Origin of the sequence: Paenibacillus agri, assembly GCF_013359945.1 — a bacterium.
In the GTDB taxonomy this organism is placed as follows: domain Bacteria; phylum Bacillota; class Bacilli; order Paenibacillales; family Paenibacillaceae; genus Paenibacillus_AQ; species Paenibacillus_AQ agri.
Window position 1 is genome coordinate 65860 of record NZ_JABWCS010000197.1, and the last position, 24343, is coordinate 90202.

Below are 24343 nucleotides of genomic sequence, written 5' to 3' on the forward strand. Positions count from 1 at the left end.
ATACATGCGATGTAGGACAACATCTCTTGTCAATGTTTTCTAGTGATAATGAATAGTATCGTCAAGAGCAAGCGATTTCGTCTCCGGAGCCCAGGCAATGGAAACAATCGTACCAATCAACAGAACTATTGTCATCCCAATCATGGAAGGGGTTAGTCCCATGGAACTAACGGTTACGGGCAACAGAAAGGTTCCAACTGCTGAACCGACTCGGCTTACTGCAGTAACAACTCCAACACCAGATCCCCGAATTTCAGTAGGATAGAGCTCAGCTGGATATATTAAGGTAAGATTTGAAGCAGCTGCCATGACAACGGTAAATAAACAAAATATCGTAATAGCCGCGATGTGTGAACCAGCAGGTAAAAGAGTAAGCACAAGCAAAGAGATTGTAAGGACAATAAACGTGTTAATCGTAAAACTTCTGCGTGAATATTTCTCAGTAAACCATAGACCGGCAATCGAACCAACAAGCAGGAATAAATTTAAGAACGTGTCCATAAGAAATGTCTCTTCAAATCCCATTCTAGCTAATATATCCGGTAGGAACGTATAAATTGCGAAATAAGGAATGACCTGACAGACATAAAAGAGAGAGCCAAATGCCGTACGTTTCCAAAGCTGTTTTCCGAAGAGGTCTTGAAAACGGTACGTTTTGGCGCTATGATCCAAACGCGTTTCATCAAGCTCCGCTTGGGAACCGATATACTTCTTCACAATTCCCCTTGCTTCCTCCACACGCCCCTTGCTAATGAGCCATCTAGGGGATTCAGGTGTGCCGATCCGCATCAGAAGAACGATTACTGCCGGGATAGCCGCACTGGCTAGCATCCACCGCCAGGAATCAGGACCGGTCTTAAGTAAATAATAACCGACAAGGTTGGAGACTACATAACCGACGGTCCACATGACACATAAGAAAGAAAGCAGAAAGCCTCGATTCTTTCTAGGTGCGAACTCAGCAAGCAGCGTCGACCCAATCGCGTAATCGCCACCCAAAGCAACACCAATTAATATACGCAGGATGAACAGAGTCATAGGATCTTGAACGAAGAATTGTAAGAAAGAGGCTATAGCAATGACTACGAAATTAGCAAGGAAGATTTTCTGCCTGCCTATACGATCGGATAATCCTCCGAGGAGCAAACTCCCGAAAAAGATTCCGATCAACGCTGAACTCCCTATTAATCCACTCCAGATGGGGCTAAGGTTCATTTGAGGGCCAATTAAACTCAGAGCCATTCCTATGATACCAAGAGCATACCCATCAGAAAAATTTGCTCCAAAAGTAAGTGCGGTAATTTTCAGATGAAACTTATTGAGCGGAGCATCATCGATCGTATAAGGTTTCATGGATAGTTGTACCGACATATAGTAACCCCCATTTATGAAAATCGTTTTTAAAAATGTATTGCTTGATCCATCTTTTTCAACAATTCCATCAAAGCTAAGAGTCCATACGCTCCTCTCATTATGTCAGTTAACTTAACAGTAAATCAACAAATTCATTAATAAAAAGCATTTGTGTTAGTTTTATTAACGTAAGAATATCATCAAAATGAATAGATGCAACTAAACAATATTGTTAAACAGTAGCACGATTTTGCTTTCCAATTTTGAACCAGCCGATTTGTTCGTTTTTTATCAACATCCCCAATTGCATATAAAAAAAACCTAGCGGAAGATCGCCGCTAGGTCCTGGAAAAACTGAACTTCATTCAAAAGTAGATGCATAAGTATCTTGTTCTCGATGAAATCATTCTTCATTTATTTCTTGGTGAATCGTAATTCTAATTACATTTACCTCTTTGGATATGTGACGATTGAGATTTATATAGGAGAACTTTACTTGATGCTCTACTTTTTGATTTTTATAAATAAGCAAATCGCCTTGGTTTAAATGAGTTAAAACTTGCCCATCTATGGATAATTTAACATCACCATCATTAACGTACACACATTCGTAAGTTTCTGTATCGCGATTATCGTTATTGTATCCAAGTATTTCATCAACGTAATCAACGATCATTACTGCCTTTAACTCTCCTTTGCACCCAGGAGCAAGCATAACATTGAGATCATCACCTTTGCCAAAACAATTTGTCGTCCAATCACCGCTAAAACTGTCTTGCTCGAATGGTTGGAGTGCAGCCCTATGCATGCCCAGATGTTCTAGAGTAAATTCACCATCTGTAGCCATAAGCAGTCTCCAATAGCCCGGGAGATTCGTAAAAAGAGAGTTTTCGGCTTTCATAGTTGCCTTACTGATTCTCCATCTGAAGTTTCTTCGCTCATACTCCGCGTTTTCCGGATAAATAGCCAGTTGGGTCGTTGATCCGCCTGACCACTCCGTTGTTTTAGGGTCATCTTTTCGAATGATTTTGATGGAATAACTCATCATGCACCACCTCATTTCTTTCTATAGATAAAAAGACACCCATGAGGTGTCTTTCTGTTGAGTCTTATTGCCATTTCTCAAATAATCGATCTATTTTATCGACAATTGATTTTTCTGAAACAGTTTGTAGAGTTCTGTTTTGGACGATAAATTTCCCATTCACCACAACATCACTAATCGCGTTTGGTTGTAGCGAGTAAACGACATTCGCAAATAGTTCTGTTTTTGGAGATAAAGATAAATCGCCTAAATCCAGAGCTACAAAATCGGCCTGATATCCCTCTTGAATGACGCCTACAGGCAAGCGTAGCAGTTCCCCGCCTACTTTGGTCCCCATCTCGAATACTTGTTTCGCGTTAATGCAGGATCCGTCCAATCGGGAAACTTTTTGTAATAAAGAGCACATTCTCATTTCTTCAAAAACGCTGATCCGATTATTGCTGCACGCGCCGTCAGACCCTAGCGTGATACGGACACCCGCATCCAGCAGATCGGGAATTCTCGTTACCCCGTCTGATAGAAACATATTGCTTGAAGGACAGTAAGCCAAGGTTGCTCTTCGATCCCCAAGCAGCTTGATTTCCGAGTCATCCAGCCAGACCAGATGGATCGCGATCATTCTCTCATCGACAACGCCAAGATCGTTCAAATAATGTACAGGTCTTAGGTTATATTTCTCCAGTGTTTCTTTCACTTCAAACATTTCTTCGGCAACATGAATATGAAACGGCGTATCTAGCTCCTGGGCCAACCGGTGCCCAGCCTTGATCATTTCCGGAGAAGCCCCGTGAGGGCTGTGAGGCGCGGGGTGAACCGTCACCATCGGATTTCCTTGGTATTTAATCGCCATCTTCCTTGTCCTTTGCACTGCATCTTGCACGGTTTCTTGATAGCTTACAGGCGCGCCATCCCAATCGTACATTGTTCTGGCAAACACAAGGCGAATTCCTAAATCTTGCGCAGCCTGAATGATTGCCTCACCGGTCTCCGTCCCTCCATTATGCACATAAAAAAAGTCGCTAACCGTTGTAACACCGTACTTCAACATTTCCCCGAAAGCAAATAACGCACCGGTATAAATCGCTTCTTCATCCAATAAAGGCGTGTACTTATAAAGAGCCTGATCCCGCCACTCCAGAAACGGGCGGTCGACAGCTATGCCTCTTAACAGACTTTGAAAAGAATGGTTATGAGCGTTAACAGTGCCCGGAAGGATAGCCTTACCGCTCAAATCCACCTCCTCGATGCCAGCATATTTATGCTCTAACGCTTCCCGCTGCCCTATTTCCTTAATAATGCCGTCCTCAACCAAAATGGCCAGGTTCTTCTGGAACTTCTCTTGATAATAGATAGAATCAGCTTTGTATAATTGAGGCATAAAGTTCATCTCCTTTATCTGTCTAAGCGTTGGTCTAATTCCAGAATTGCGTGTAGCATTACGTTTGATACCTTTTCGATATCTTCCATACGGCTTTCTTCATCCGGACAATGGCTTTTACCACCAATGCTTGGGACAAACAGCATGCCGCTTCTCGTAATGGACGCCATATGAGTGGCATCATGGCCAGCCATGCTTCCGAGCAAATCATAGGCATAACCTAGCTCTCTCGACTGCTCCTGACAGACTTTAATGACTTCTTCATCCATAGGGGCCGGATCTTGGTCCAGCACAATTTTGCGTTTCACTTGTGCGGAGCGCTTAAGTGCCGTACACTGAATCCGCTTCTCCCACGCCTCGATAACCTCACGAATCTCTTCCCGTTTTTTGCCGCGGATTTCTACAATAAACGTGACTTTCTCTGGGATAATATTGGCGGCATTGGGACTCACAATCATTCTCCCAACGGTTCCGACGACTTCTTTGGCGGGATGGATGATGCACACCTCTTCCAAAGCAAGGACGATTTCCGCTGCTGCAGTCAGAGCGTCGTTCCGATCTTCCATCAGTGTTGTTCCCGCATGATTGGCTTCTCCTTCAACAACGATCTCCTCCCGGTAAATGCCGGTAATGGCCGTTACGACGCCGACTGGAATCGCCTGGTTTAAGAGCCGCTTCCCCTGTTCGATGTGCACCTCTATAAACGCGCATAAATCTCCAGATTTCAAAACAGCCTCTTCGAAACGATCAGGATCGCCTCCAGCACTCCGCAATGCCTCTGTCAATAAATAGCCATCATGATTTGTTACACCGACAATATGTTCTTTCGTGAGCTTATGAGTAACAGCCCTGCTACCGAACGTCGATAATCCAAACGGGTTTGGTTCCTCGGCGCTAAATGAAACAAGCGCTAACGGGTGTCTCGTTACAATGTCGTGCTCACGCAGCAGTTTCATCACTTCAAGCGCGATCAATACACCAAGCGCCCCATCATATTTTCCGCCGTTCGGAACCGTATCAATATGGGAACCAAAGGCAATTGCAGGCAGCGAGTTATCCGTACCGGGACGCTTCGCCCAAATATTTGCCGCTTGATCGACTCTCAGCTCCAGCGCCAATTGTTCAAGCTGGTCTTTCAGCCAGTCCCTTGCTGCCAATTCATCTGGGGTGAACGTAGTACGATCCATGCCTCCATTTTCATTTAGACCAAATTCGGCTAATTCGTGAATACTTTCCTCTAATCGTTTCGAGTTTATCCGAAGTTGCTTTAGTTCCACGAAATACACCATCCTCAACAACGTTTTCTCTATTCTTCATGATCGTACTTACAAGATTGACGCCACATCGGCGAATAACACGGATTGCATTCATATACCTATAGTAATTATGTAGCCTTATACAGACAATGCGATATATTGCTTACATTTAGCACAATCTTGCTCCCCATCGCAGGAGAGGTTCGCTGTGAACGATTTGTCGAGTCAGCTGGCTTTTTGACGTTTGGCGGTACGAGCGCCTGTACGACCGTCTGCAGACAAAAGTCTGCCGGCACACCCGGAAATGTCCTTTTTCAGCCTGTTCGGGAGAACAGATACGGCTTCGAGCAGGACCCGCGAAAAGCCTTGTGAAATTAAGGGTCTTTCGCGGGTTTTCATGTTTTTAGAGGCTCCACAAGGAAATCTATCGACGTGCTTCAACATAGAACATAGTTATAAAATTTGGTAATTTATGTCGTATCATTTTTGTGCCTAACCATCAAAATGGTATCCTCCATACAAAAAAGTGCGTTCTATTCAACCCCTGCATGCGTCTCTATAATGAAAAAGAAAATGGAGGAAGAGAAGGTGTGGAGATGACAGAATATCAACTTTCTTGGGAGAATCAGACTCTGACGTGGGGAGAGAAACTCTCGTTTGATGCGGAATGTGAGTGGGCCTCGGCTGACACAGCGGCAAAATGTACCCTTTCCAAAGAAGGAGCGGATTGGGAGTGGGAAGTGTCCTCGGGGATAAGTAGAGCGCGAGCTATTGTACGCGATATCGGAATCCTGCTGGCAGCGGTTCGAGTACGTCTTGGTGCTGCGGATCATCTCGAAGCTTTGCTTAATAATGTCGAGGCGAGTCTCGCGCTTTCAGGAAGGGAAGCCACTTTACCCTTGTCCGTCGTCAAAATGGCCGAGGATGATACACGCAGTGAGATCACCGTTCAAGCACAGCAAATTGGGAATACGATTACGAATTGGCTAAGAGAGGATGCTTTGCACGACGTTGCGATCAGACAATTCGGCCAAAAAGCACTTGGCCATCTCGAGCTTCGCAGTCGCTGTGAACAGCATTTGTGGACACCAGCTGTGGCTCAATTACTAATGGGGCCCAGCGGCAGTCCGATCGTTATGCAGCTCTACAATGAATTTTTGCACCAAATCATTCTCCTCAGAGATGCGCTTCTACCTTTCTCCAATTGGCAGGAGGTTCCCTTCGATTTGAAAGACATAGAACGGGTCAAAGGCTTACGCTTCCTGGAGCAGCACCGTCGACAATTTCTAGTCGAGCTGCTGACTGGCGGCATATCGCATCGAGTCATCGTCCAGTTTGCCCAGTGCACTCTTCGTACATCGATTTTGGAAGTTGGGTATGGCTTCCAATACCGCTTAGGAACGGTGCTTCCCGCTGGAATTGGACTGCCGATTGCCGCGACTGATTTCCCTCGTTCCTTACTGCGCTGGCATCCGGTATGGACAGTCAAAATAGGAAATGAACCAGAACCTGAAGCAATAGCTTTCGAATATGAACTGGATGATTACTATTCTGCCCGTTCCAATCTGCTGGATACAACGCTGACGAGTGTCGGTTCCGACAATCGGTTACTTGACACCAACAAAGCTCAGCTCATCATTGTTGGATTAGAGCAAGGTCTTGCCGATCATGAGATGGGGGTGCAAGCCACACGAAAGTGTCAGCTTCGTCTAAAACTCAATACTGATTCAGGAGCATTTGAGGTTGATCTGGGGCAAGCTGCGCGGGGACATCGCTATTTGTATCGTTCACCAGGAACAGTAGCTGGTGAACAGCTGTCGCCTATAACTGACGGTAGCCCTGAAGCAGCGATTCAGTCTGTTGAAGCTCAGCACCTGCTGGCTCTACCGAACCTGGTCACAGCTGCTACCGGCATTTATACCATTCAGACAAAGCAAAATTCCCTTCTGCAATGGATGCTGCTGGGTAAGCTCTATCCGGAAAATATAATTGCGGCAGATCAGACCGGTTGGGGAGATATCCAGACAACGGTAAACACACTTGGCAAGCAGTTTGGTGCCAAGTTCGTGATTGAGGGGTGATTTACAATCAAGCTTCTAATCTGTCCAAGTAGTCGGCCCCGAAGTTACACAGCTGCTTAAGCATCGGCACCAGTCTTTCTCCAAGATCCGAGAGCAGGTATTCGACTTTAGGCGGCGCGACTGCATAGACCTTGCGAATGATTAGTCCATCCTTTTCCAATTCTCGAAGCTGTAAGGTCAGCATCTTTTGCGTTGTTTCAGGCATGAGCTTCTGTAGTTCATTAAATCGGCAAACCTTTTTGGAAAGATAGCTAAGTATTAGCACCTTCCATTTCCCACTAATTAATTCAAGCGTCACCTCGGAGGTGCAGGTAAATGCCTTGTCTCTGAATTGTACTTTTTGAAATGGCATCATCACGAGCCCTCATTTCTTTAAATTTATTTTCACAGCCATTATCGTCAATGAAGCGATTTAAAGCATACTTTTTTTATATTCCAATCCCGATTTTTCACCCCTGATAACTCAATTCTATCCGAAAGGAAACTATATGACAATGAAAAAACCAGCTTCTTACCTATTGATGATCATAGCCTTGCTGCCTGTACTTCTAATTAATGCCTGTTCAAATACTGGCTCTAGTCCTGAGCCCGCTGTATCACAGGAGCCATCAGCCTCCGCACAGAATGCGAATAACATGGCAAGTACCTACCCGCTTCAAACGGATCAAACGCTTAGTTATTGGCTGTTGTCCCCTTCTACGTTGAATGCTAGCATTTATGAGGTTCCCTTCTATGAGGAATGGCAAAAACGTATAGGTGTCAACTTGAAATTTTCCGAAATATCCGCATCCCAGGCGAAAGAATCGTTTAGTACGATGCTCGCCTCTGGAAATTTACCGGATATTATTGAATACAACTGGCTAAACGGTCTGCCTGGTGGTCCTGAAAAGGCGCTTAGTGAAGGCTATATTTTGAGGCTGAATGATCTGATCGATCAACACGCCCCAAATTTAAAAAAGTATTTGCAAGAGCATCCCGAGCTGGATAAATTAATTAAAACCGACAACGGCGATTATTATGTCTTCCCGTTTCTTAAAGAAGGAGGTATGACACAGCAGTGGTCAGGTCCCGTGCTGCGCAAAGATTGGTTGACCGAGCTGGGCTTGCAGGTACCTCAAACCATTGAGGATTGGCATACTGTCCTTACCGCATTCAAATCTCATAAAGGATCAACTCTTCCTCTAGCGCTTGGTAGCCAGACACATCCACTGCAAGGCTTTCTCGACGGCGCCTTTATTGGAGCCTTTGGTGTCATTCGCGATTTCTATGTAGAAGATGATGGGCTAGTGCGATACGGACCTCTTGAGCCAGGATACAAACAATTTCTGAGTACGATTCGGCAATGGTATGCAGAGGGACTGATCGACCCGAATTTCACGCAAACCGACCGCAAAGCGCTGGACGCTCATATGACCTCATCTGATGCTGGCGCAACAGTAGCTTCCGGTGCTGCAATAGACCGGTGGGAACAAGCCTTGACCGCGACAAATGCTGATGCCGTCTTTACATTCGCACCGTATCCTGTTCTGAACAAAGGAGACAAGCCTAAGTTTGGCCAGTTTGCATGGCCTTACGGCGCAGAGGCTTCTGCAGCTATCGCCGCGACTAGTACTAATCCCGTTCTGGCCGTTCAAGTACTGGATTACGCTTATGGAGAAGAAGGCTATCTGCTGTTCAACTATGGGAAGGAAGGATTATCTTATAATTTGAATGACGGTAAGCCAGAATTAACCGAGCTTATTACTCATAATCCCGATAATTTATCCTACTTGGAGGCTCTCAGCATTTACACCCATACGGTAAATCCTGGACCTTATATTGAATCAAGAGAATTAATCGATAATCTAGCGGTTACGAATGAGGACCACAATTATGATGTCTGGAAGACCGATAATTTGCAGCATGTGCTGCCTCCTATGACCATATCCGAAGCAGATTCGAGCGAATACGCTCGTATTATTAATGATATCAACACGCTTGTAGATGAAATTTCTTTAAAAATCATACTCGGAACAGAAAGTCTGGATGCTTATGATAATCTTGTGAAGCAATTGGAGCGATTAAACATTAAACGGGCTATTGAAATTCAACAGTCGGCATTTGATCGATTTAAACAAAGGTAAGTCCAATAAAGTGCGAAAAAGAACCGCTCCTTCAATCAAAAAATCGCGCTTCACTTTGGACTTTTCTCGCAACAAAACACTCTACTTAATGGCACTTCCGGTTGTTGGATATTACCTTGTATTTTTTTACTGGCCAATGTACGGAGCAGTCATCGCATTTCAAAACTATTCGCCAATGAAGGGGATTTGGGGAAGCGATTGGGTCGGGCTGGATCATTTTGTTCATTTCATGAACGGGCATTATTTTTGGAGGCTGATACGCAATACCCTCATGCTTAGTTTATATTCATTGCTGTTTGGGTTCACGGCCCCCATTATATTGGCTCTGCTTCTGAATGAGGTCCGAAACCGTTTTTTGAAAAATTTCCTCCAAACGGTTTCGTATCTGCCTTATTTTATTTCCCTAATCGTCGTTTGCGAATTGATCAGAGTGTTTACGGAATCTGGCAGCCCCATTAATTTGCTATATAGCTATCTATCCGGGTCTAGCGGCCAAGATATGCTTCAGCAGCCAAATTTATTTCGCAGCATCTACGTATCTTCAGAAATATGGCAGCAATCCGGCTGGGAATCTATTATTTATTTGGCAGCATTAACAGGTATCGATCCTAAGCAATATGAGGCCGCACGTATTGACGGTGCAGGGAGGCTGCGACAGATTGTTTCCATTACACTCCCTGGACTTGCTCCAACGATTATTATCATGTTAATTCTGCGGCTTGGTCATCTACTAGAGGTCAGCTATGAAAAAATTATATTGCTATATAACCCTGTCAACTACGAAACGGCCGATGTTATTTCCACCTATGTGTATCGCAAAGGTCTAATCGATAATGACTGGAGCTTCAGCTCAGCCGTAGGCTTGTTTAACTCGCTCATTAATTTGACCGTGCTTGTGCTGGCTAACGCAATTAGTCGAAAATTCAGTGGAAAAAGTTTATGGTAATGGGGGGTCGATCATGAGGAAGAAATCAATAGATTGGCCGGACCGACTTACTGTCATTTTGATTGGAGTCATACTGAGCCTTATCGTATTTATAACGCTATATCCGCTGCTTTTTGTTTTATTCGCTTCATTCAGTGATGGAGATCAACTACTCGCGCATCGGGGACTGTTATGGAAGTCGCTTGGGTTTAACATTTCAGCCTATACCCGGGCGCTGGCTAATCCAGCCATTTGGAGCGGATACAAGAATACGATCACACTAGTACTGGGAGGTGTTATGCTCAACCTCTCTCTGACCATACTGGGCGCTTATGTGTTATCTCGGCGCAATGTGCTATGGAACAAGATGCTAATGATATTTGTCGTGGTGTCGATGTTCTTTAGCGGCGGTATGATTCCGTTTTATCTTGTCATCAAACAACTGGGCATGATGAATACCCTTTGGGCCCTTCTTCTACCCTTTTCCATCAAAACCTTTCATCTGATTATTATGAGAACAGCCTTTCTCTCCCTGCCGCCAAGCCTTGAGGAAGCGGCCCAGATTGATGGAGCAGGTCATTGGACAATGCTGCTGCGCGTTGTTATACCACTTTCCATGCCTGTAATTACGGTAATTGTGCTGTATACAGCAGTAGACAAATGGAACATGTGGTTTTTCCCATCCATGTTTATTCAGGATCGCACACTATATCCGCTGCAGCTCGTGCTCAGAGAAATATTAATCTATAGCCAGACGGATACCATTTCCTCTGGAGCAGCTACAGGTGAGGCATATAAGTTAGGCGAGACGATTAAATATGCGACCATTATCATTGCCACGCTGCCTGTGCTGCTCGTCTATCCGTTCCTGCAGCGTTTCTTCGTCAAAGGAGCTCTCGTCGGCTCTATTAAAGGCTGATATGAATCAGCCGACTGATCGTGACACGCTTTGGGCGTTATCGCGCCCTCTTTCACGACGGAGGATGATCGGGACCGTGATCACTGCAGCGATCACCAACAACGGAGCTAGTAAACCAGCGATGGGTAACGCCGACGCGCCATTGGCTGAAAAGACGCTAAAGTCCCAGAGCCCGTGCAGGAACATAGAGGCCACGAGCGATCCGGTAGATCGGCGGGCGAGGTAGAAAATCGAACCGAGGCCAAAAGCGATGATTACCTGGAACAGGGCACCCGCCCCGATACCCAGGAACATGTTCGGCAGGTGGAACACTGCAAACATCGCTGTTGAGAGCAGCCAGACCCCGGTTTCACCGAATCGGCTGCGTAGAGCAGCTATCAACTGACCTCGATTGATCATCTCCTCATTGAAGCCAACCATGATACTGCCGAGGATGAGATACAGCCACATGAGGGGCGTGATCCGGGTGAAATCGCCGGTCAGCATGTTCACGATCGCGATAACCATCATGATGATCGGGAGAGTCATTGTCCAACGGGAAAGACGCCGCCTTTCCACCAGGCTGGGGCGCCACCATCCGTAGATCGTGACCATTGTGATGGTCAGCACGGCGCCGCCGGACAGCGGTGCTATATACCAGAGAAGAAGAGTCCGCTCACTCTCACCAACTCGCGTGTAGTCGATACCGTTGAGCACGAAGATCGCGTAGAAAACTGCGCTGTAGAGGAAATAGGTGAGAACACCCCATCCTACGCGGGGACGAACCCGAAGGGCAGGATCCAAAGATTCTTGCAGCTTGTCCCTATTGATTGACATTATAAACACTCCCATTAAAAATTAATATTTTCTTTCATTTATTCTTGTTTTCTTACAAGATCAATATTTGTTGGAGAAGAAGCAAATCTTCATCGGTATAAGTCCGGTGACCCTGTTCATTATAACGGCTTGGCTTGAGTAGTCCCTTCTGACAATAAAAGTCCCAGTATAGTTCCTGACGTTACGTTATGCGCAAGCCCTTTTTATCCGACAAAACAAAGACATAGCCAAAACGCTCATATTGAATGGGATGCCTGGGCAACATTCAATATGAGCGTTCTTGTTATGGTTCCACATTAGAATTGTGTACATTTAGAAATCATTCTTACTTCTCATTTGAAGTACAGTTCGAAGGTTTCGTCAGCTAATACTATGAATGAGGTTTTAAATATAATAAAAAAAGCAGTGGTGAGAGGACTCGAACCTCCACGGTTTCCCACTCGATTTTGAGTCGCACATGCTATTGCGACATGAGCAGAAGTTAAATCTAAGTAGAGGAATATAAAACCCGCGTAAAGCCTTGTAGAATCAAGGTTTTACGCGGGTTTTTGCGTTGAATTCAGAGCCAGTCTGACTTCCCGACAATCAGCGAAAAAGAAGCTGTTTTTAGACGTTGGAAAGAACTCGGAAAGAACTAAAACAGAATCAGCCCGCTCCCTACCAGTGACAAAATTAACGGAGCGATTGCTCCAGGGAGGGTATATATCATGTGCAAAACAACCGTTATTACCATTGCTAATCAGAAAGGCGGCACAGGCAAAACGACCACTGCCTACAATCTGGCTTACGCCTTATCTAATGAAAGAAAAAAAGTGCTACTCGTCGATTTTGACCCACAAGGCAATCTGTCCATGTGCTTTGGCATTAAGCAGCCGGATCAACTTCCATTCTCCATGTTCAATGTCATGAACGCTATTATGAACGACGATCCCCTTCCCCCTGCTGAGGAGTATATCCACTCGCACGGAAATATCGACCTCATTCCGAGCAACATTGAGTTATCGGTTGCAGAGATTAATTTACGGGATGAAATGGGCGGGGAAAAAAACGCTAGCATCCCTACTTGAACCGATAAAGCAGAATTACGACTACATCATCATTGACACCAATCCTTCTCTTGGATTGCTGACGATCAATGCTCTTGCCGCCAGCGATAGCGTGCTGATCCCCGTCAATCCACAGCTATGGTCTGCCACAGGATTAACCCAGTTGCTCAGAATCATTGTAAAAGTCAAAAAACGCATCAACCCGCGCATTAGTATTTAAGGTATTCTCATGACCATGTGCAACACCCGTACCAACTTGTACAAGGAGGCTTTCCGTTTGGTTAAAGTTTACTACCGCGAAGCCTTCCACATCTTCGATGTGCAGATTCCTTTGTCCGTTAAAGTAGGCGAAGCAAACTTTTATAGTCAGAGCATTATTCAGTTTGAACCCAAATCCAAGGTAGCCGCGGCATATCAAGAACTGGCGAAGGAGCTGATGGAGAGTGGCTGCTAAACGTCCTGTTCCCAAACTGTCCAGCATTGATGAGTTGTTATTGCTATCGGAGAAAGACCAGCCTTTACTTGATCAAACTAGCGGAATTCAAACTATTCCCATAAATAAAATAAGAATGTATAAAGATCATCCTTTTCGCTTATATGATGGTGAACGATTAGCGGATATGGTTAGCAGCATTGAAAGCAACGGTATTCTTGTCCCGGTCATTGTGCGAAAGATTGAGGTCGATGAGAACGGTTGTGACCATGAAATGCTAGCTGGACATAACCGGATGAACGCGGCGCAATTACTAGGGCTTGAAAAACTGCCTGCTGTTGTAAAGGAAATGCTTACTGATGAAGAAGCCCTCATGTATGTGGTGGAAACCAATGTGTTGCAACGTTCTTTTACCGACATGCTCCCTTCTGAAAAGGCCAAGGTACTGACTCTTCGTCACTCTGAAATGTTCTCCCAGGGCAAACGAAACGATATTATTGAGGAGCTTAAAAGCCTGGAAAACCCGCAGTACATCAGGGAAAATACAACTTCTGCCCCAGTGGGGCAGAAGTCTACCAGTCGGGATAAAGTTGCTCAAGAATACGGTTTATCTAAAAATTCCGTCTCCCGATTGCTACGTATTGACAAGCTGATTCCTGAACTAAAGCAGCGTACCGAGGTCGAGGAATTGCCTTTACGCTGCGCCGTCCATCTATCTTATCTGTCAGAAGATGAACAAAACTTAGTAGAACAAGCTGTAGCAGAAAATGGCTTCAAAGTGGACATGAGAAAGTCCGAACTTTTGCAAGGCTACTCTGGTAAGCTCACCGTCGATCAAGCCATTAAAATCTTATCCGGCGAAGCCACCCGCAAGCCGCGCAATAAAACACCAGCCCCCTTCAAACTCAAACATAAGATATATGCGAAATACTTTTCCTCCGCTCACAAGGTGGCCGAGGTCGAGGAAATCATCGACAAGGCATTAGAAATGTATTTTGCCATTCAGAAGCACCAACAAAATGAATCATCCCCACCCTTAAACGAGGATAACGTTCGTTTTAATTTTTATACAAAGTCACTTAAATAAATCAAATCAATTTTGAGTACATTCTGACATGCATTTCATTCATTTTCTGTTAGATGAAGACGAAAATAGACTTGGATCTTCCATTTTTTTATTTTTTTGTTTGGAAGTTGCCTTTTTCGACTCTACTCCCCATTTAATTACAGAGAGGAGATGGAAACTTATGATATCGGGAGTTGGAACTAATGATTCACTTGAAAGAGCCTTCAGCAGTTATGTTAAAGCCTGTCTCCAGCACGCTCAAAAAGATTATTTTGAGAAACTGAGGCGTGATTCAACCTATGTTGTTCCCATGGATGCTGTCACTTTTGAGATTAATATCAATTATCTAGTTGGTCAGCACAATCTGCCACAACATCAACACATTCCTGTTCTTTCTCAAATTCCTGAACTATCGCTTCTTACATCAAAGGAACAAAGACTTCTGTACCATAAATATTACGAAGACAAAACAGATAAAGAAATTGCTCGACTTTTAGGAACCAGCAGACAAGCTGTTTCCTAAATGAAATCAAATGTTTTGGTGAAGCTTAAAAGAATTATGGAGAGGTAAAAGTCCGTTTGTTTGTCGCTGTCCTCCCTTTTCATCAACATCGCCATCAGCCTACCTTGACGATAAAAGGAGGATAAATATGAATAGCTCAGCACAACAAGGTGACAAAGAAGCTGAAGCCAGATTGATTATCCGTTATGGGATTTATAAATAAATACGCTAAACGAAATGGCACCATTGATGCAAATTGCAAACAACAGTTGACAATTGCCTTTATCCTGGCAGTCAGTCGCTTTGATCTTAGTCGTTACAAATAATACAAGGACAAGCCATGTGGAGTTTGCTTCATATGGCTTGTCCTTGTTTTCATACTATATTCTAAATAACTATCGTCGAGCAGATGTTTCCTCATAGCTTTGCAAGCCCGCATCACGCAAAGTTCTTCCGACATAGCCCAACTCTCGACGTGCAGCGGCATCGTTGACTGTGAACTCACGCCCGATCATGCGTATCATCGAGCGTGAGATCGGCGGATCCCCGTCCTTCCGCGTGACGGCCCAGATAGTGTCGAGCAGCCGGCCAATGGCAGAGGCAAGCCAGTAGGGCATCGAATGCAGCTTATCGATGGACAAGCCCTGTAAGTTCGCGAGCGAGGTGACGAACTCACGGAAAGTCTGCCCTTCCTGGTCTTTGATGAAGAAGGCATGACCGCCTTCTCCGCGTGTGAGTGCGCATTGTATCGCTTCTACCACATTGTCCACGTGGCAGGTTGCAAAAGCATAGTCTCCGCGGTTGATGAAGGCGAACTGTCCAGATCTGACTGCTTCGGGAAGCCCTTGACTAAACGGATCACCCGGCCCCCAGATAGCCGGCGGGCGAAGCGCGATGGTGCGAAAGCCAGGTTTGTTAGCTGCCAGAACCATCGATTCGGCCCGTGCCTTGCTTGCCAGGTAGGCGGAGAAGTGGTTCGGGAAAATCGGCGTGCTTTCATCAACGTTGCGTATGGGAGTACCGCCATTATCCATGAGGATTCCCGCTGCACTGATGTAGACGAATGTCTTCGCACCGGCGGACTCGGCTGCCTTCAACAAGGCTACGGTTCCATCAACGTTGGTACGAAAGAAGGGTTCGCGAGGCCCTGAAAAGCGGAACAATGCTGCTGCGTGCACAACCGCATCAATCACCGGCAATATGAGTGGCGTGCTGCTTTCGAGATCGGCATCGACTGGCGTAGCACCCATGGACTTGAGTTTGGCGTGAGATGATATGGAGCGTGTGAGTGCGAAAATCTCGTGACCGTCCTCTATGAGCTTCCGGATTAGGCGACCGCCTAGCAGACCAGTACCTCCCGTGACAAGAATTTTCATTTTGTTCGTCCTTTCTGTTCAGGATGTAGGATGGACCGTATGGCCCCCTCACGGATTTGCTCCAGGATTTCTGAAGTGGGTGGCACCGTTTTCGTAGCCGAGCTGTGACGTATAGTAGGGATGTAGCATTCGCAGATGCCCACATAAGATCAGCAGCCACCTCCACCGTCGGCCTGAGCCGACCCTCAGCAGCGATGGCCGCGATGCGTTGGATGAGGAGCGCAAATGCCTGCTCGGCGGCGGGAATTTCAGCATCGTTGAGAACCCGGCCCATCATCACCGCGTAGAGCCGTGGACGAGCCGCTGCGAAGCGCACGTAATCGTCCCAGCCTTCGCGTAGTGCCATAACCGGATCGAAGGATTGCATAGCAGTCCTTTTGCTCTCGAGAAACTGAGCAAATGCTTCCTTAATGGCGGCGCTCAGTAGCCCGTCGGCGCTGCCGAAGTGATGGTACAGCGTCGGTGCGGTCACCTTCGCGATTGCGCAGACGGAGCGTGTTGTGAACTGTGCCTCGCCCTCTTCCTCGAGAACTTGTAAAGCCGCATTGAGTAGAGCGTCGTGTGTATTCATGCGACCAATATAGCACAGCTATATTGGTGCCAATCCCCTCCTGACATTCAATAAAACCCCAGTTCCCGACGCGACTATATCCGTTTCCCGTACGGACGCTGAAAATCCATCTTGATTCAGTGATTGTGGCAAACACGAGCAATCCCCCATCAAAGTCTGTCTCTATAAGACCCACGATTTCTCGTGGACGATAAGCAAAGCTTACCCTAAAATTACGACCTAGTACTTTTCTTTTGTTGTTGAACACTCCAGAGAGTAAATAAAATTCCCATGCCGGTTACGATGGAAGCAACCCAAGGAACGGCTGTTAGGCCTCCCCCAATTTGTAAATCTATAACCAAGCCTCCGATATACGCACCAAACGCATTACCCAGGTTAAAAGCCGCAACATTTAAAGTCGACGCCAGCGTTGGAGCTTCTTTGGCCGTATTCAGCATATGAAGCTGCAATCCTGGTATAATTCCAAAAGCAGCCATTCCTAATATAAAAATAGTAATCAAAGCAGGCACTTTATGCTGATCCGTAATTGAGAATACTGCCAAAACTATGGCCAACACAACGAGTATCCCAAGGAGAGACGGCATTAATTTGCGGTCAGCCAGCTTACCTCCGATAATATTCCCAAGCGTGATGCCGATCCCGAATAAAACAAGGATGTAAGAAACCGAATTCACCGGGAACTTAGTAATATCAGTTAAAATCGGTGAAATATAAGTGAATACCGTAAAGAGCCCTCCATTACCAAACGTCGTCATCAAAAGAGCAATATAAACGGTTGGCTTACGCAGTACACTAAGCTCCTGCTTAAGGTTCGATGAAGCTGATTCTACTTTTGGAACGAGCACGGCAATCCCAATCAAAGCAATCAGACCTAGGATAGTGATCGCCCAAAAAGTGGATCTCCATCCATAGGCTTGACCAATAAATGTACCGATAGGGACGCCAAGAATATTTGCAAGTGTCAGACCGGTAAACATGATGGCAATAGCTCCAGCCCGTTTTTCCTTAGGAACAAGTCCAGCTGCAATAACAGATCCAACACCAAAGAAGGATCCGTGAGTTAATGCAGCCACGATACGAGCTACCATTAATACTCCATAGTTCGGTGCAAGAGCAGCCAATGCATTACCTGATATGAACAGAATCATAAGAAAAAGAAGCAACTGCTTTCGCTTCATTCGATGAGTGGCGACTGTGATGATAGGAGCTCCTATAGCCACACCCAGTGCATATCCGGTAATGAGTAGCCCTGCTGAGGGGATGGACACCTGCAAGCTATCGGCCACTTCAGGAAGTAACCCCATAATAATAAATTCAGTCATTCCAATCGCAAATGCCCCGATTGTCAGCGCTAATAGCGCCAAAGTCGGTCTTTTACTTTCTGGTTTATTTTCTATATTCACTGCATCCAAATAAATAACCACCTATCCGTTTTTCTCAATAAGAAAGCACTCGAAAACCAGCAGCTTTAGCACCAGACTCGGGTGATTCCTGCATTATTCACAAGCCCCGTTCGACAAGCTCTTTCTGCTACTCCTTCGATATAGGTCACCATTTTGTCATACATATACGCACAATGGTTGTTCCATCTACTCGTGTTTCCTTGCGAAACAGCATTCCTGCAAATAAGACGAGAAGAATGTTATATTCATTAGCACGCGCTTGTTATCCCTATCCAATTTGCTGAGCAAAAATCCTTAAATCCAGATCCCCCTAAACTCCCCAGCTTTAATCCCGTCACGAAAAATCGAATATATGATTCCGATCTTGCCTTTCAATAGAATCATGATACAATAAAAGGTACCGTTCGGTATCTTTTATTGTACAACAAGCTGTTCTAGAATGAAATAGCGCCGAGCCATTTTGTTTTCATGAGAGTTATTACCTTTTTGGAATAACTAAAACTTATAGGAGGACTTGAGAATGACTGAAAAGTAGATTTTAAAGGCGTTGAACTGATCTGACCTTTTTTTCGCCGAATTAAAGAGTTGTCACATAATGAATATGTAGTGCACGCGTGGAAGAAAGACTGCATGGTCGATCAAGTGTATGATGATAAATCATCATTTCTTAAAACACGACAGTTCGACTATAGTCCCGTTACATTGGATGCAGCAACTCCTTATCAGGATGAAATCACTCTTTGTTCTAAGATCAAGCAATGAAATTCAAAAAAAGAAAGCTATTGGATAAGCCAAAACAACCAGGGGAGTTGAAGTAAGATGAGTGAAGCAGCAGAAACGATAGAGGGTTGGTATGCACTGCATGATTTCCGCACCATAGACTGGGTTGCCTGGGAAAGTGCAACCACAGAGGAACGCGAGTATGCAAAGCATGATTTGATGACGCTAATCTATGAATGGTCGGCGGTCGAATCCCGGATGGAGGGCAGCTTGGCAATGTACGCCATCGTCGGCCAGAAAGCAGACATTATGTTTATAAACCTACGCGAGACACTCGAGGAGCTGAACTCAGCGGAGAACGCATTTAATCGTTCTCGGTTCGCAAAATTCGTAAAACCAGTTTACTCGTACGTCAGTGTCGTCGAGCTGAGCAATTATTTAGCCCCTCCCGGCTCCGATCCGATGCAAGTTCCCGAAGTAGCCGCTCGCCTTAAGCCAATCTTACCCAAGGCGAAACATATCTGCTTTTACCCTATGAACAAGCGACGCATGCTAGGCGATAACTGGTACATGCTTTCTCTGGAGGAGCGCAAAAACTTCATGCGCAGTCACGGTATGATCGGCCGCACTTATGCAGGCAAGGTCAAGCAGATTATCACCGGCTCGGTCGGCTTCGACGATTGGGAGTGGGGTGTTACACTGTTTGCCGACGATCCGCTGCAGTTTAAGAAGCTCGTCTATGAGATGCGGTTCGACGAGACTAGCGCACGCTTCGGAGAATTCGGCCAGTTTTACGTTGGCAACATACTCACACCTGCTGGCTTGACAGAGTTGCTGAACGTGTGAGGCCAAAAAAGACGCCAACGGCTAAATTATGCTTCACGGATTTGTGATTTTTTTATCTTTTGTGACAGTTCTAGGTCCGTTTCGAAAATACAAGTATCTCGTATTGTAAGCGTGCAAGAAAGAAAATTTTGACCGCAACTAATAAACCCAATTGCATTGTACCGAGGGAACTTAACAAAAACGGATGTCCAGATTGTCGACGTGTTGCGACTCAATACGGAATTGTCACGTTGAATGAATATGCGTCAACCCCTGATGGGGCCGACCCGATGCTGGATCTCGTTATTCCCGTGATAAGAACTTAGCGAGTCGTCGACATTGTAGATTAAGGTCTTGATACCATTACTTGTTAAGTTCCAATTTGAATCATATGAGTATGCTTGTCCGTTGACAGCAATAATTTCATTACCGGCATCATCGTAATTTGTTGTTGTATTCATCCCTGCCGATTATCGTGGTGACTCATAACGACCATCAGATGCTGGAGAGTTTTCAAGCTGGCGCTGATGACTCTAAACAACATGTAAAGGAGTTGCGCCATGACGATTAGTCACAGTCTCTTGTTCTCGCTTAATTGCTGGTTTTTCGTTTCACTGTTCACATTCGCCGGTTTCCGTTTTGCCCGGCTGCGCAGTGAACGTGATTCTCGCCGATTGATAGGTAACGCGCCTCAGGCTGATGAACGCTAAAAGTGCTTTCCGCCTCCTGATTACCGTTGCTGCAGCCTTCGTCTTCTGGACGCTCTTGAATCGTTTCGCCCTGGATCCGGATGCGTCGGTATTTTGAGCCACAAGACCAAGCTCATCCGTCCGATGAATTTACCTGTCTGGCTAACTATGCTGAACGTTCACGTCATCTTCGCCTGCATCGCAATCGCTGCGGGAGCCATAAACTTTGCTAGTGCCAAGCTCCGTAAGTACCGGAAGACGCATCGTATTCTCAGCTACGTCTATGTCGTCGCCGTACTGGCCGTATGTATCACATCAGGCTATATGGCTCCTTTTACGACCGGAGGCAAGGTCGTGAGTGTAGCCTTCAATTTGCTTAATATCATTTGGATATTTATAACAGCGGACGCATACTTGGATATTCGACAAGAACGGGTTGAAAACCACCGCCGCTGGATGATCCGCAGTTACGCGTTCTGCTTTACAAATCAGATAATACATACGCTTATGCTTCTCTTCATCAACGCGCCGGGAATGAGCTATGAGGTCGGATATACGGCGAGTGTTATAGGAACGATCTTACTTCTTTTCTTGGCGGCGGAATGGACCATTCGGAGACGAAAGGCTGGCGAGCAGGCTTCGTAAAATATGGCATATTACTTTGCCTGGGATTAAGCCTACCATTGTTATTTTGCTAATTTTACAAATCGGGAAGATGCTCTGATGAATCTTTGATTATAGATTGATTCCTAATAGAAAAATACCAGTATATATTTTTTCATTTTCACAGTAGTTATACAAAATAATATAAATAGGAGTGAATATTGTGTCTGGTACCAAATCAAAAGCATTTATTATTTTCATCCTAGCTTTCGGGGTTTTTGGAATCATTAATACAGAGATGGGCATTATCGGGATATTGCCACTCATTGCTGAAAACTTTGGAGTTAGCGTTTCAACCGCAGGCCTGCTTGTTAGCCTATTCGCACTCGCAGTTGCAATTTCAGGTTCTATCTTGCCATTGTTATTCTCAGGATTTAACCGTAAAGGTGTTATGCTTCTTGCTATCGGGCTATTTGTGGTTAGTAACGTTGTTTCTATGTTTGCCCCCAATTTTACAATAGCCTTAATAGCAAGAATTGTTCCTGCATTCCTACATCCGGTTTACGTGTCTGTTGCCTTTACTGCAGCTGCTTCCTCGGTTAGTCCAGAAATGGCTCCAAAAGCAATCGGTCGTGTATTCATGGGTCTCACCGCGGGTATGATTATTGGAACTCCAATTGCCTCTTTCATTGCGGTCTATGCGAATCTTGAGATAGCGATGTTATTCTTTGCTGTTGTAAATGCTTTAACATTCTTGGCCATTCTTCTCTTTGTCCCTTCCCTTCCCGTGAAACAAAAACAGTCTTATGGCTCACAGGTTCGTATTTTGAAGAAAGGTGTTGTTTGGGCAGCCATCTTTGGTGCAATCTTTATCCTTTCTGGTATGTATGCAACATTCAGCTTCTTTGCAGAGTACCTTGGGCGTGTAACGGAAATGTCTTCAAATACGATTAGCTTAATGCTTATTCTATTTGGTTTAACAGGGATGATAGGTAATTTACTCGCAGGTAAATTACTTACAAATAATGCGTTAAAGACTGCCTTTGTCTATCCACTCGTGTTTGTTGGTAGTTATTTGGTACTATTCTTGCTCGGATCGTTTACTGTTCCCATGATACTTCTTATTGCTTTCTGGGGCGTATTGTTTACTTTTGGCCTTAATATCTCCCAGTACATGATCACTTCATCCGCGCCCGAAGCACCAGACTTCTCTAACGGTCTGTTCGTAGCGTTTTCAAATCTTGGAGTTACCATTGGTACAATGGTTAGTGGTGCATTTATCAATGGCATGGGTATTCAAAGCGTCATGTGGGTAGGAATTGTCTTCTTGTTACTTGGGTTCTTATCTATCCTATTATTTATACCTCTTACCCGTAAGTCCAATATAAAAGATGCATCCAAGTTAGCAGCTTAATATCTTTCCAACAAAAAAGGTCCTGAGTCGTTTGGTATTCCAACCTTGGTCTGCACCCCTTAGAATAGACATTGGAATAAACCCCTGGTTTATCCGATGAAATGAAGTGACCCCTTAAAGTTAGACAAATATTTTTATGCAACTTGTTTGGCATGAACTCGGTATTGTACCGGGCTCATGCCTTTTAATTTTGACTTTATGCGTTTGTGATTGTAGTAATCCATGTATCGTTCTAGTTCTTGCTTGAAGTGATCTACACTTTCAAACTCATGAAGATAAAGAAACTCTGACTTCATAATGCCAAAGAAGTTCTCCATTACTGCGTTATCGTAACAATTCCCTTTGCGTGACATGCAAAAAGATGGAACAACCATTGCATATACGTATGACAAAATTGGTAACCTATATCGAAGGCAGTAATCAAGTCAGGTGTGACTACAACGAACGCTCATCGACTCTATTGGTGTCGAGGCGTGAAAAGTTGGTTACTCCATTCGGTACCGGCTGGGTATGAGCTATACCAGCCAATGTATACTCTGGCGGCAGCCGACAAAGAAAAGCAAAAAGAGTTTGTCGAATCAACCTTCCCAAGGTTTAAAAAAATTACGAGAACGGCGAAATTGATCACTTATGGTTTGAAGATGAAGCCATGATTCGTGATTACCAAGCTATTCAGCATACATGGTTTGTTAAATAGAATCTTATCCTAAAGGTAAAATCACCCTGGCATTGGATAATGCCAGGGCACATCACGCTAGGGTACTCGAGCGATTCCTTAAGAAGCAGCGCGACCGTCTTAACTTATCTTTTTGCCTCCCTATAGTCCCGAACACATTAACGAGGATAACGTCTACAAGGGATGAGCTCAGTGTATTAATCGAATACGAGAAAAATGACCGCCGAGGAATTCCGAGGCCACTGAAGAACTTAGTTTTTTTCAGACTTAATGATTCTGTAGCATAAAAAATGGCCAGTTGCTCTCGAAAACGAAGCAGATGGCCCATTTTTCTATGTAATGTTATTTTTTTAGTCTGTTAATTTGAATATTCGTTTTAGATTAGCAGCAAATATCGCCATAGCTCCTTGCATCTCCATGCCTAATAGACCCGAGGATGTGGCTACATCATACCCGTTCCTGTTGTCAGAAGAAAATAAAGTGTTAGACTCGGAAAATAAAGTATTTTCTTTCAACATCTGTGCTTAAGTTCGCTATTCTTGGCTTCAATCTTGTAGCGTTCCTTCGACTTTCTTTGAAGTACTCACTTTCTTGAAACGCCATTTGTTAGGTGTGTTCGTTGGACTTTATCGTTACCGAATACGTTTTAGTTTTAGCTCCGTCTGTATAGGATTCTTCCTTGAATTTGGACATCGCTTGCACTTTTCCACATCGAAATAGTACGTATTCGCTTGGTTTTTGCTGATCATGAACTGCCCGCCAATTGTTAGACACGACTAACAATTGGCGGTGCAGTTTTTTTGCCTTATTACAGTATGTCTAGTATGGGGACAATTACGTTTGTATGCATCTCTACCTAGGTATATTTTGAATGCAGCCCTACTTGGACTGTCATCGATTATACCCAGTTCTATTCCGATGTGCCAGTTCACCACAGTTTAACTGGTCTTTAAGCAGCATTGCTGCAAATAGGACGAGAAGATTGTTATATTCATTAGCATGTGCTTGTTATCCCCATCCAATTTGCTGAGCAAAATGCCTCCTTCCAACAAGGAAAATGCAAATGAAGCAAGCGCATCCGAATCCAGATCTCCCCTAAACTCCCCAGCTTTAATCCCGTCAC

Annotated in this window: 22 protein-coding genes and 6 pseudogenes; 15 read left to right on the plus strand and 13 right to left on the minus strand. The window is 44.8% G+C overall.

Translation table 11 applies throughout. The annotated features are described in order from the left end of the window. Positions 1-39: 39 nt before the first annotated feature. From HPT30_RS07130 to HPT30_RS07145, 4 genes are all read right to left on the minus strand, one after another. Positions 40-1371 (minus strand): MFS transporter, encoded by a 1332-nt coding sequence (locus HPT30_RS07130; RefSeq protein WP_175370730.1) that lies wholly within the window; start codon positions 1369-1371, stop codon positions 40-42. Positions 1372-1756: 385 nt separating this feature from the next. Then, positions 1757-2401: a HutD/Ves family protein gene (locus tag HPT30_RS07135; protein ID WP_175370731.1), complete on the minus strand. Its 645-nt coding sequence runs from the start codon at positions 2399-2401 to the stop codon at positions 1757-1759. Between the two features lie 61 nt (positions 2402-2462). Continuing rightward, on the minus strand, positions 2463-3776 hold the full coding sequence (locus HPT30_RS07140; RefSeq protein ID WP_175370732.1) for an amidohydrolase family protein: 1314 nt from the start codon (positions 3774-3776) through the stop codon (positions 2463-2465). Positions 3777-3790: 14 nt separating this feature from the next. Next, complete coding sequence (locus tag HPT30_RS07145) at positions 3791-5065, minus strand: Zn-dependent hydrolase (RefSeq protein ID WP_175370747.1); 1275 nt, start codon at positions 5063-5065, stop codon at positions 3791-3793. Between the two features lie 563 nt (positions 5066-5628). On the opposite strand from HPT30_RS07145, the gene HPT30_RS07150 reads away from it, so the two are divergent. Beyond that, entirely contained in the window at positions 5629-7113 is a 1485-nt protein-coding gene (locus HPT30_RS07150) for a hypothetical protein (protein ID WP_175370733.1), read from the plus strand. A gap of 7 nt (positions 7114-7120) precedes the next feature. Here the strand turns inward: HPT30_RS07150 and HPT30_RS07155 are convergent, their stop codons facing one another. Beyond that, on the minus strand, positions 7121-7468 hold the full coding sequence (locus HPT30_RS07155) for a winged helix-turn-helix transcriptional regulator (RefSeq protein ID WP_281364468.1): 348 nt from the start codon (positions 7466-7468) through the stop codon (positions 7121-7123). 139 nt (positions 7469-7607) lie between these two features. Between HPT30_RS07155 and HPT30_RS07160 the strand changes: the two genes are divergently transcribed. The 3 genes from HPT30_RS07160 to HPT30_RS07170 all read left to right on the plus strand — a co-directional run bounded on the left by HPT30_RS07160 (position 7608) and on the right by HPT30_RS07170 (position 11080). Continuing rightward, positions 7608-9236 (plus strand): extracellular solute-binding protein, encoded by a 1629-nt coding sequence (locus HPT30_RS07160; RefSeq protein WP_175370734.1) that lies wholly within the window; start codon positions 7608-7610, stop codon positions 9234-9236. Between the two features lie 271 nt (positions 9237-9507). After that, a complete protein-coding gene (locus tag HPT30_RS07165; RefSeq protein WP_312876311.1) occupies positions 9508-10182 on the plus strand; it encodes an ABC transporter permease subunit in 675 nt (224 codons plus the stop codon). A gap of 13 nt (positions 10183-10195) precedes the next feature. Beyond that, positions 10196-11080 (plus strand): carbohydrate ABC transporter permease, encoded by an 885-nt coding sequence (locus HPT30_RS07170; protein ID WP_175370735.1) that lies wholly within the window; start codon positions 10196-10198, stop codon positions 11078-11080. A gap of 6 nt (positions 11081-11086) precedes the next feature. Here the strand turns inward: HPT30_RS07170 and HPT30_RS07175 are convergent, their stop codons facing one another. Both HPT30_RS07175 and HPT30_RS30915 read right to left on the minus strand, forming a co-directional pair. Next, the gene (locus HPT30_RS07175) at positions 11087-11896 is read right to left on the minus strand and encodes a CPBP family intramembrane glutamic endopeptidase (RefSeq protein ID WP_175370736.1); all 810 of its coding nucleotides are present in this window, start codon (positions 11894-11896) and stop codon (positions 11087-11089) included. Between the two features lie 52 nt (positions 11897-11948). Next, positions 11949-12044 (minus strand): annotated as a pseudogene (locus HPT30_RS30915) (MerR family transcriptional regulator); the annotation flags it as partial. Between the two features lie 559 nt (positions 12045-12603). Between HPT30_RS30915 and HPT30_RS29545 the strand changes: the two are divergent. The 5 genes from HPT30_RS29545 (at position 12604) to HPT30_RS07195 (ending at position 14964) form a co-directional block, all read left to right on the plus strand. Continuing rightward, entirely contained in the window at positions 12604-12963 is a 360-nt protein-coding gene (locus tag HPT30_RS29545) for a ParA family protein (RefSeq protein WP_217622283.1), read from the plus strand. Further along, positions 12923-13162, plus strand: a complete 240-nt coding sequence (locus tag HPT30_RS30920) for a ParA family protein (protein WP_217622284.1) — start codon at positions 12923-12925, stop codon at positions 13160-13162. Before HPT30_RS29545 ends, HPT30_RS30920 begins: the two co-directional genes overlap by 41 nt. A gap of 57 nt (positions 13163-13219) precedes the next feature. Continuing rightward, positions 13220-13396: a ParA family protein gene (locus tag HPT30_RS29555; protein WP_217622285.1), complete on the plus strand. Its 177-nt coding sequence runs from the start codon at positions 13220-13222 to the stop codon at positions 13394-13396. Further along, on the plus strand, positions 13386-14462 hold the full coding sequence (locus tag HPT30_RS07190; protein WP_175370737.1) for a ParB N-terminal domain-containing protein: 1077 nt from the start codon (positions 13386-13388) through the stop codon (positions 14460-14462). Before HPT30_RS29555 ends, HPT30_RS07190 begins: the two co-directional genes overlap by 11 nt. Positions 14463-14622: 160 nt before the next feature. Continuing rightward, positions 14623-14964 carry a sigma-70 RNA polymerase sigma factor region 4 domain-containing protein gene (locus tag HPT30_RS07195; protein ID WP_175370738.1) on the plus strand — a complete coding sequence of 114 codons (342 nt, stop codon included), beginning with the start codon at positions 14623-14625 and terminating at the stop codon, positions 14962-14964. A gap of 374 nt (positions 14965-15338) precedes the next feature. Here the strand turns inward: HPT30_RS07195 and HPT30_RS07205 are convergent, their stop codons facing one another. From HPT30_RS07205 to HPT30_RS07215, 3 genes and pseudogenes are all read right to left on the minus strand, one after another. Continuing rightward, complete coding sequence (locus tag HPT30_RS07205) at positions 15339-16319, minus strand: NAD-dependent epimerase/dehydratase family protein (protein WP_175370739.1); 981 nt, start codon at positions 16317-16319, stop codon at positions 15339-15341. A gap of 472 nt (positions 16320-16791) precedes the next feature. Further along, positions 16792-16890 (minus strand): annotated as a pseudogene (locus HPT30_RS30925) (TetR/AcrR family transcriptional regulator); the annotation flags it as partial. Positions 16891-17102: 212 nt separating this feature from the next. Then, entirely contained in the window at positions 17103-18302 is a 1200-nt protein-coding gene (locus tag HPT30_RS07215) for an MFS transporter (RefSeq protein WP_175370740.1), read from the minus strand. 810 nt (positions 18303-19112) lie between these two features. Here HPT30_RS07215 and hemQ point away from each other — a divergent pair. The 5 genes and pseudogenes from hemQ (at position 19113) to HPT30_RS07235 (ending at position 22544) form a co-directional block, all read left to right on the plus strand. Then, positions 19113-19859, plus strand: a complete 747-nt coding sequence (gene hemQ, locus HPT30_RS07220) for a hydrogen peroxide-dependent heme synthase (protein WP_175370741.1) — start codon at positions 19113-19115, stop codon at positions 19857-19859. 539 nt (positions 19860-20398) lie between these two features. Beyond that, a complete protein-coding gene (locus HPT30_RS07225) occupies positions 20399-20548 on the plus strand; it encodes a hypothetical protein (protein WP_160319659.1) in 150 nt (49 codons plus the stop codon). 147 nt (positions 20549-20695) lie between these two features. Continuing rightward, on the plus strand, positions 20696-21172 hold the full coding sequence (locus HPT30_RS07230) for a DUF2306 domain-containing protein (protein ID WP_246316976.1): 477 nt from the start codon (positions 20696-20698) through the stop codon (positions 21170-21172). Then, a pseudogene (locus HPT30_RS30370) lies at positions 21156-21248 on the plus strand (sugar ABC transporter permease); the annotation flags it as partial. The gene HPT30_RS07230 and the pseudogene HPT30_RS30370, both read left to right, overlap by 17 nt. Positions 21249-21353: 105 nt before the next feature. Next, positions 21354-22544, plus strand: a complete 1191-nt coding sequence (locus HPT30_RS07235) for an MFS transporter (protein WP_236703149.1) — start codon at positions 21354-21356, stop codon at positions 22542-22544. Between the two features lie 134 nt (positions 22545-22678). Here the strand turns inward: HPT30_RS07235 and HPT30_RS07240 are convergent. Continuing rightward, positions 22679-22897, minus strand: a pseudogene (locus HPT30_RS07240) (IS3 family transposase); the annotation flags it as partial. A 139-nt stretch (positions 22898-23036) separates the two neighbouring features. Between HPT30_RS07240 and HPT30_RS29865 the strand changes: the two are divergent. Then, positions 23037-23374: pseudogene (locus HPT30_RS29865) on the plus strand (transposase); the annotation flags it as partial. A gap of 196 nt (positions 23375-23570) precedes the next feature. Here the strand turns inward: HPT30_RS29865 and HPT30_RS07245 are convergent. Both HPT30_RS07245 and HPT30_RS29560 read right to left on the minus strand, forming a co-directional pair. Continuing rightward, positions 23571-23963, minus strand: a pseudogene (locus HPT30_RS07245) (hypothetical protein); the annotation flags it as partial. 195 nt (positions 23964-24158) lie between these two features. Next, positions 24159-24343, minus strand: a 185-nt coding sequence (locus HPT30_RS29560) for a TetR family transcriptional regulator C-terminal domain-containing protein (protein WP_376767001.1), incomplete at its 5' end; no start/stop codon positions are given.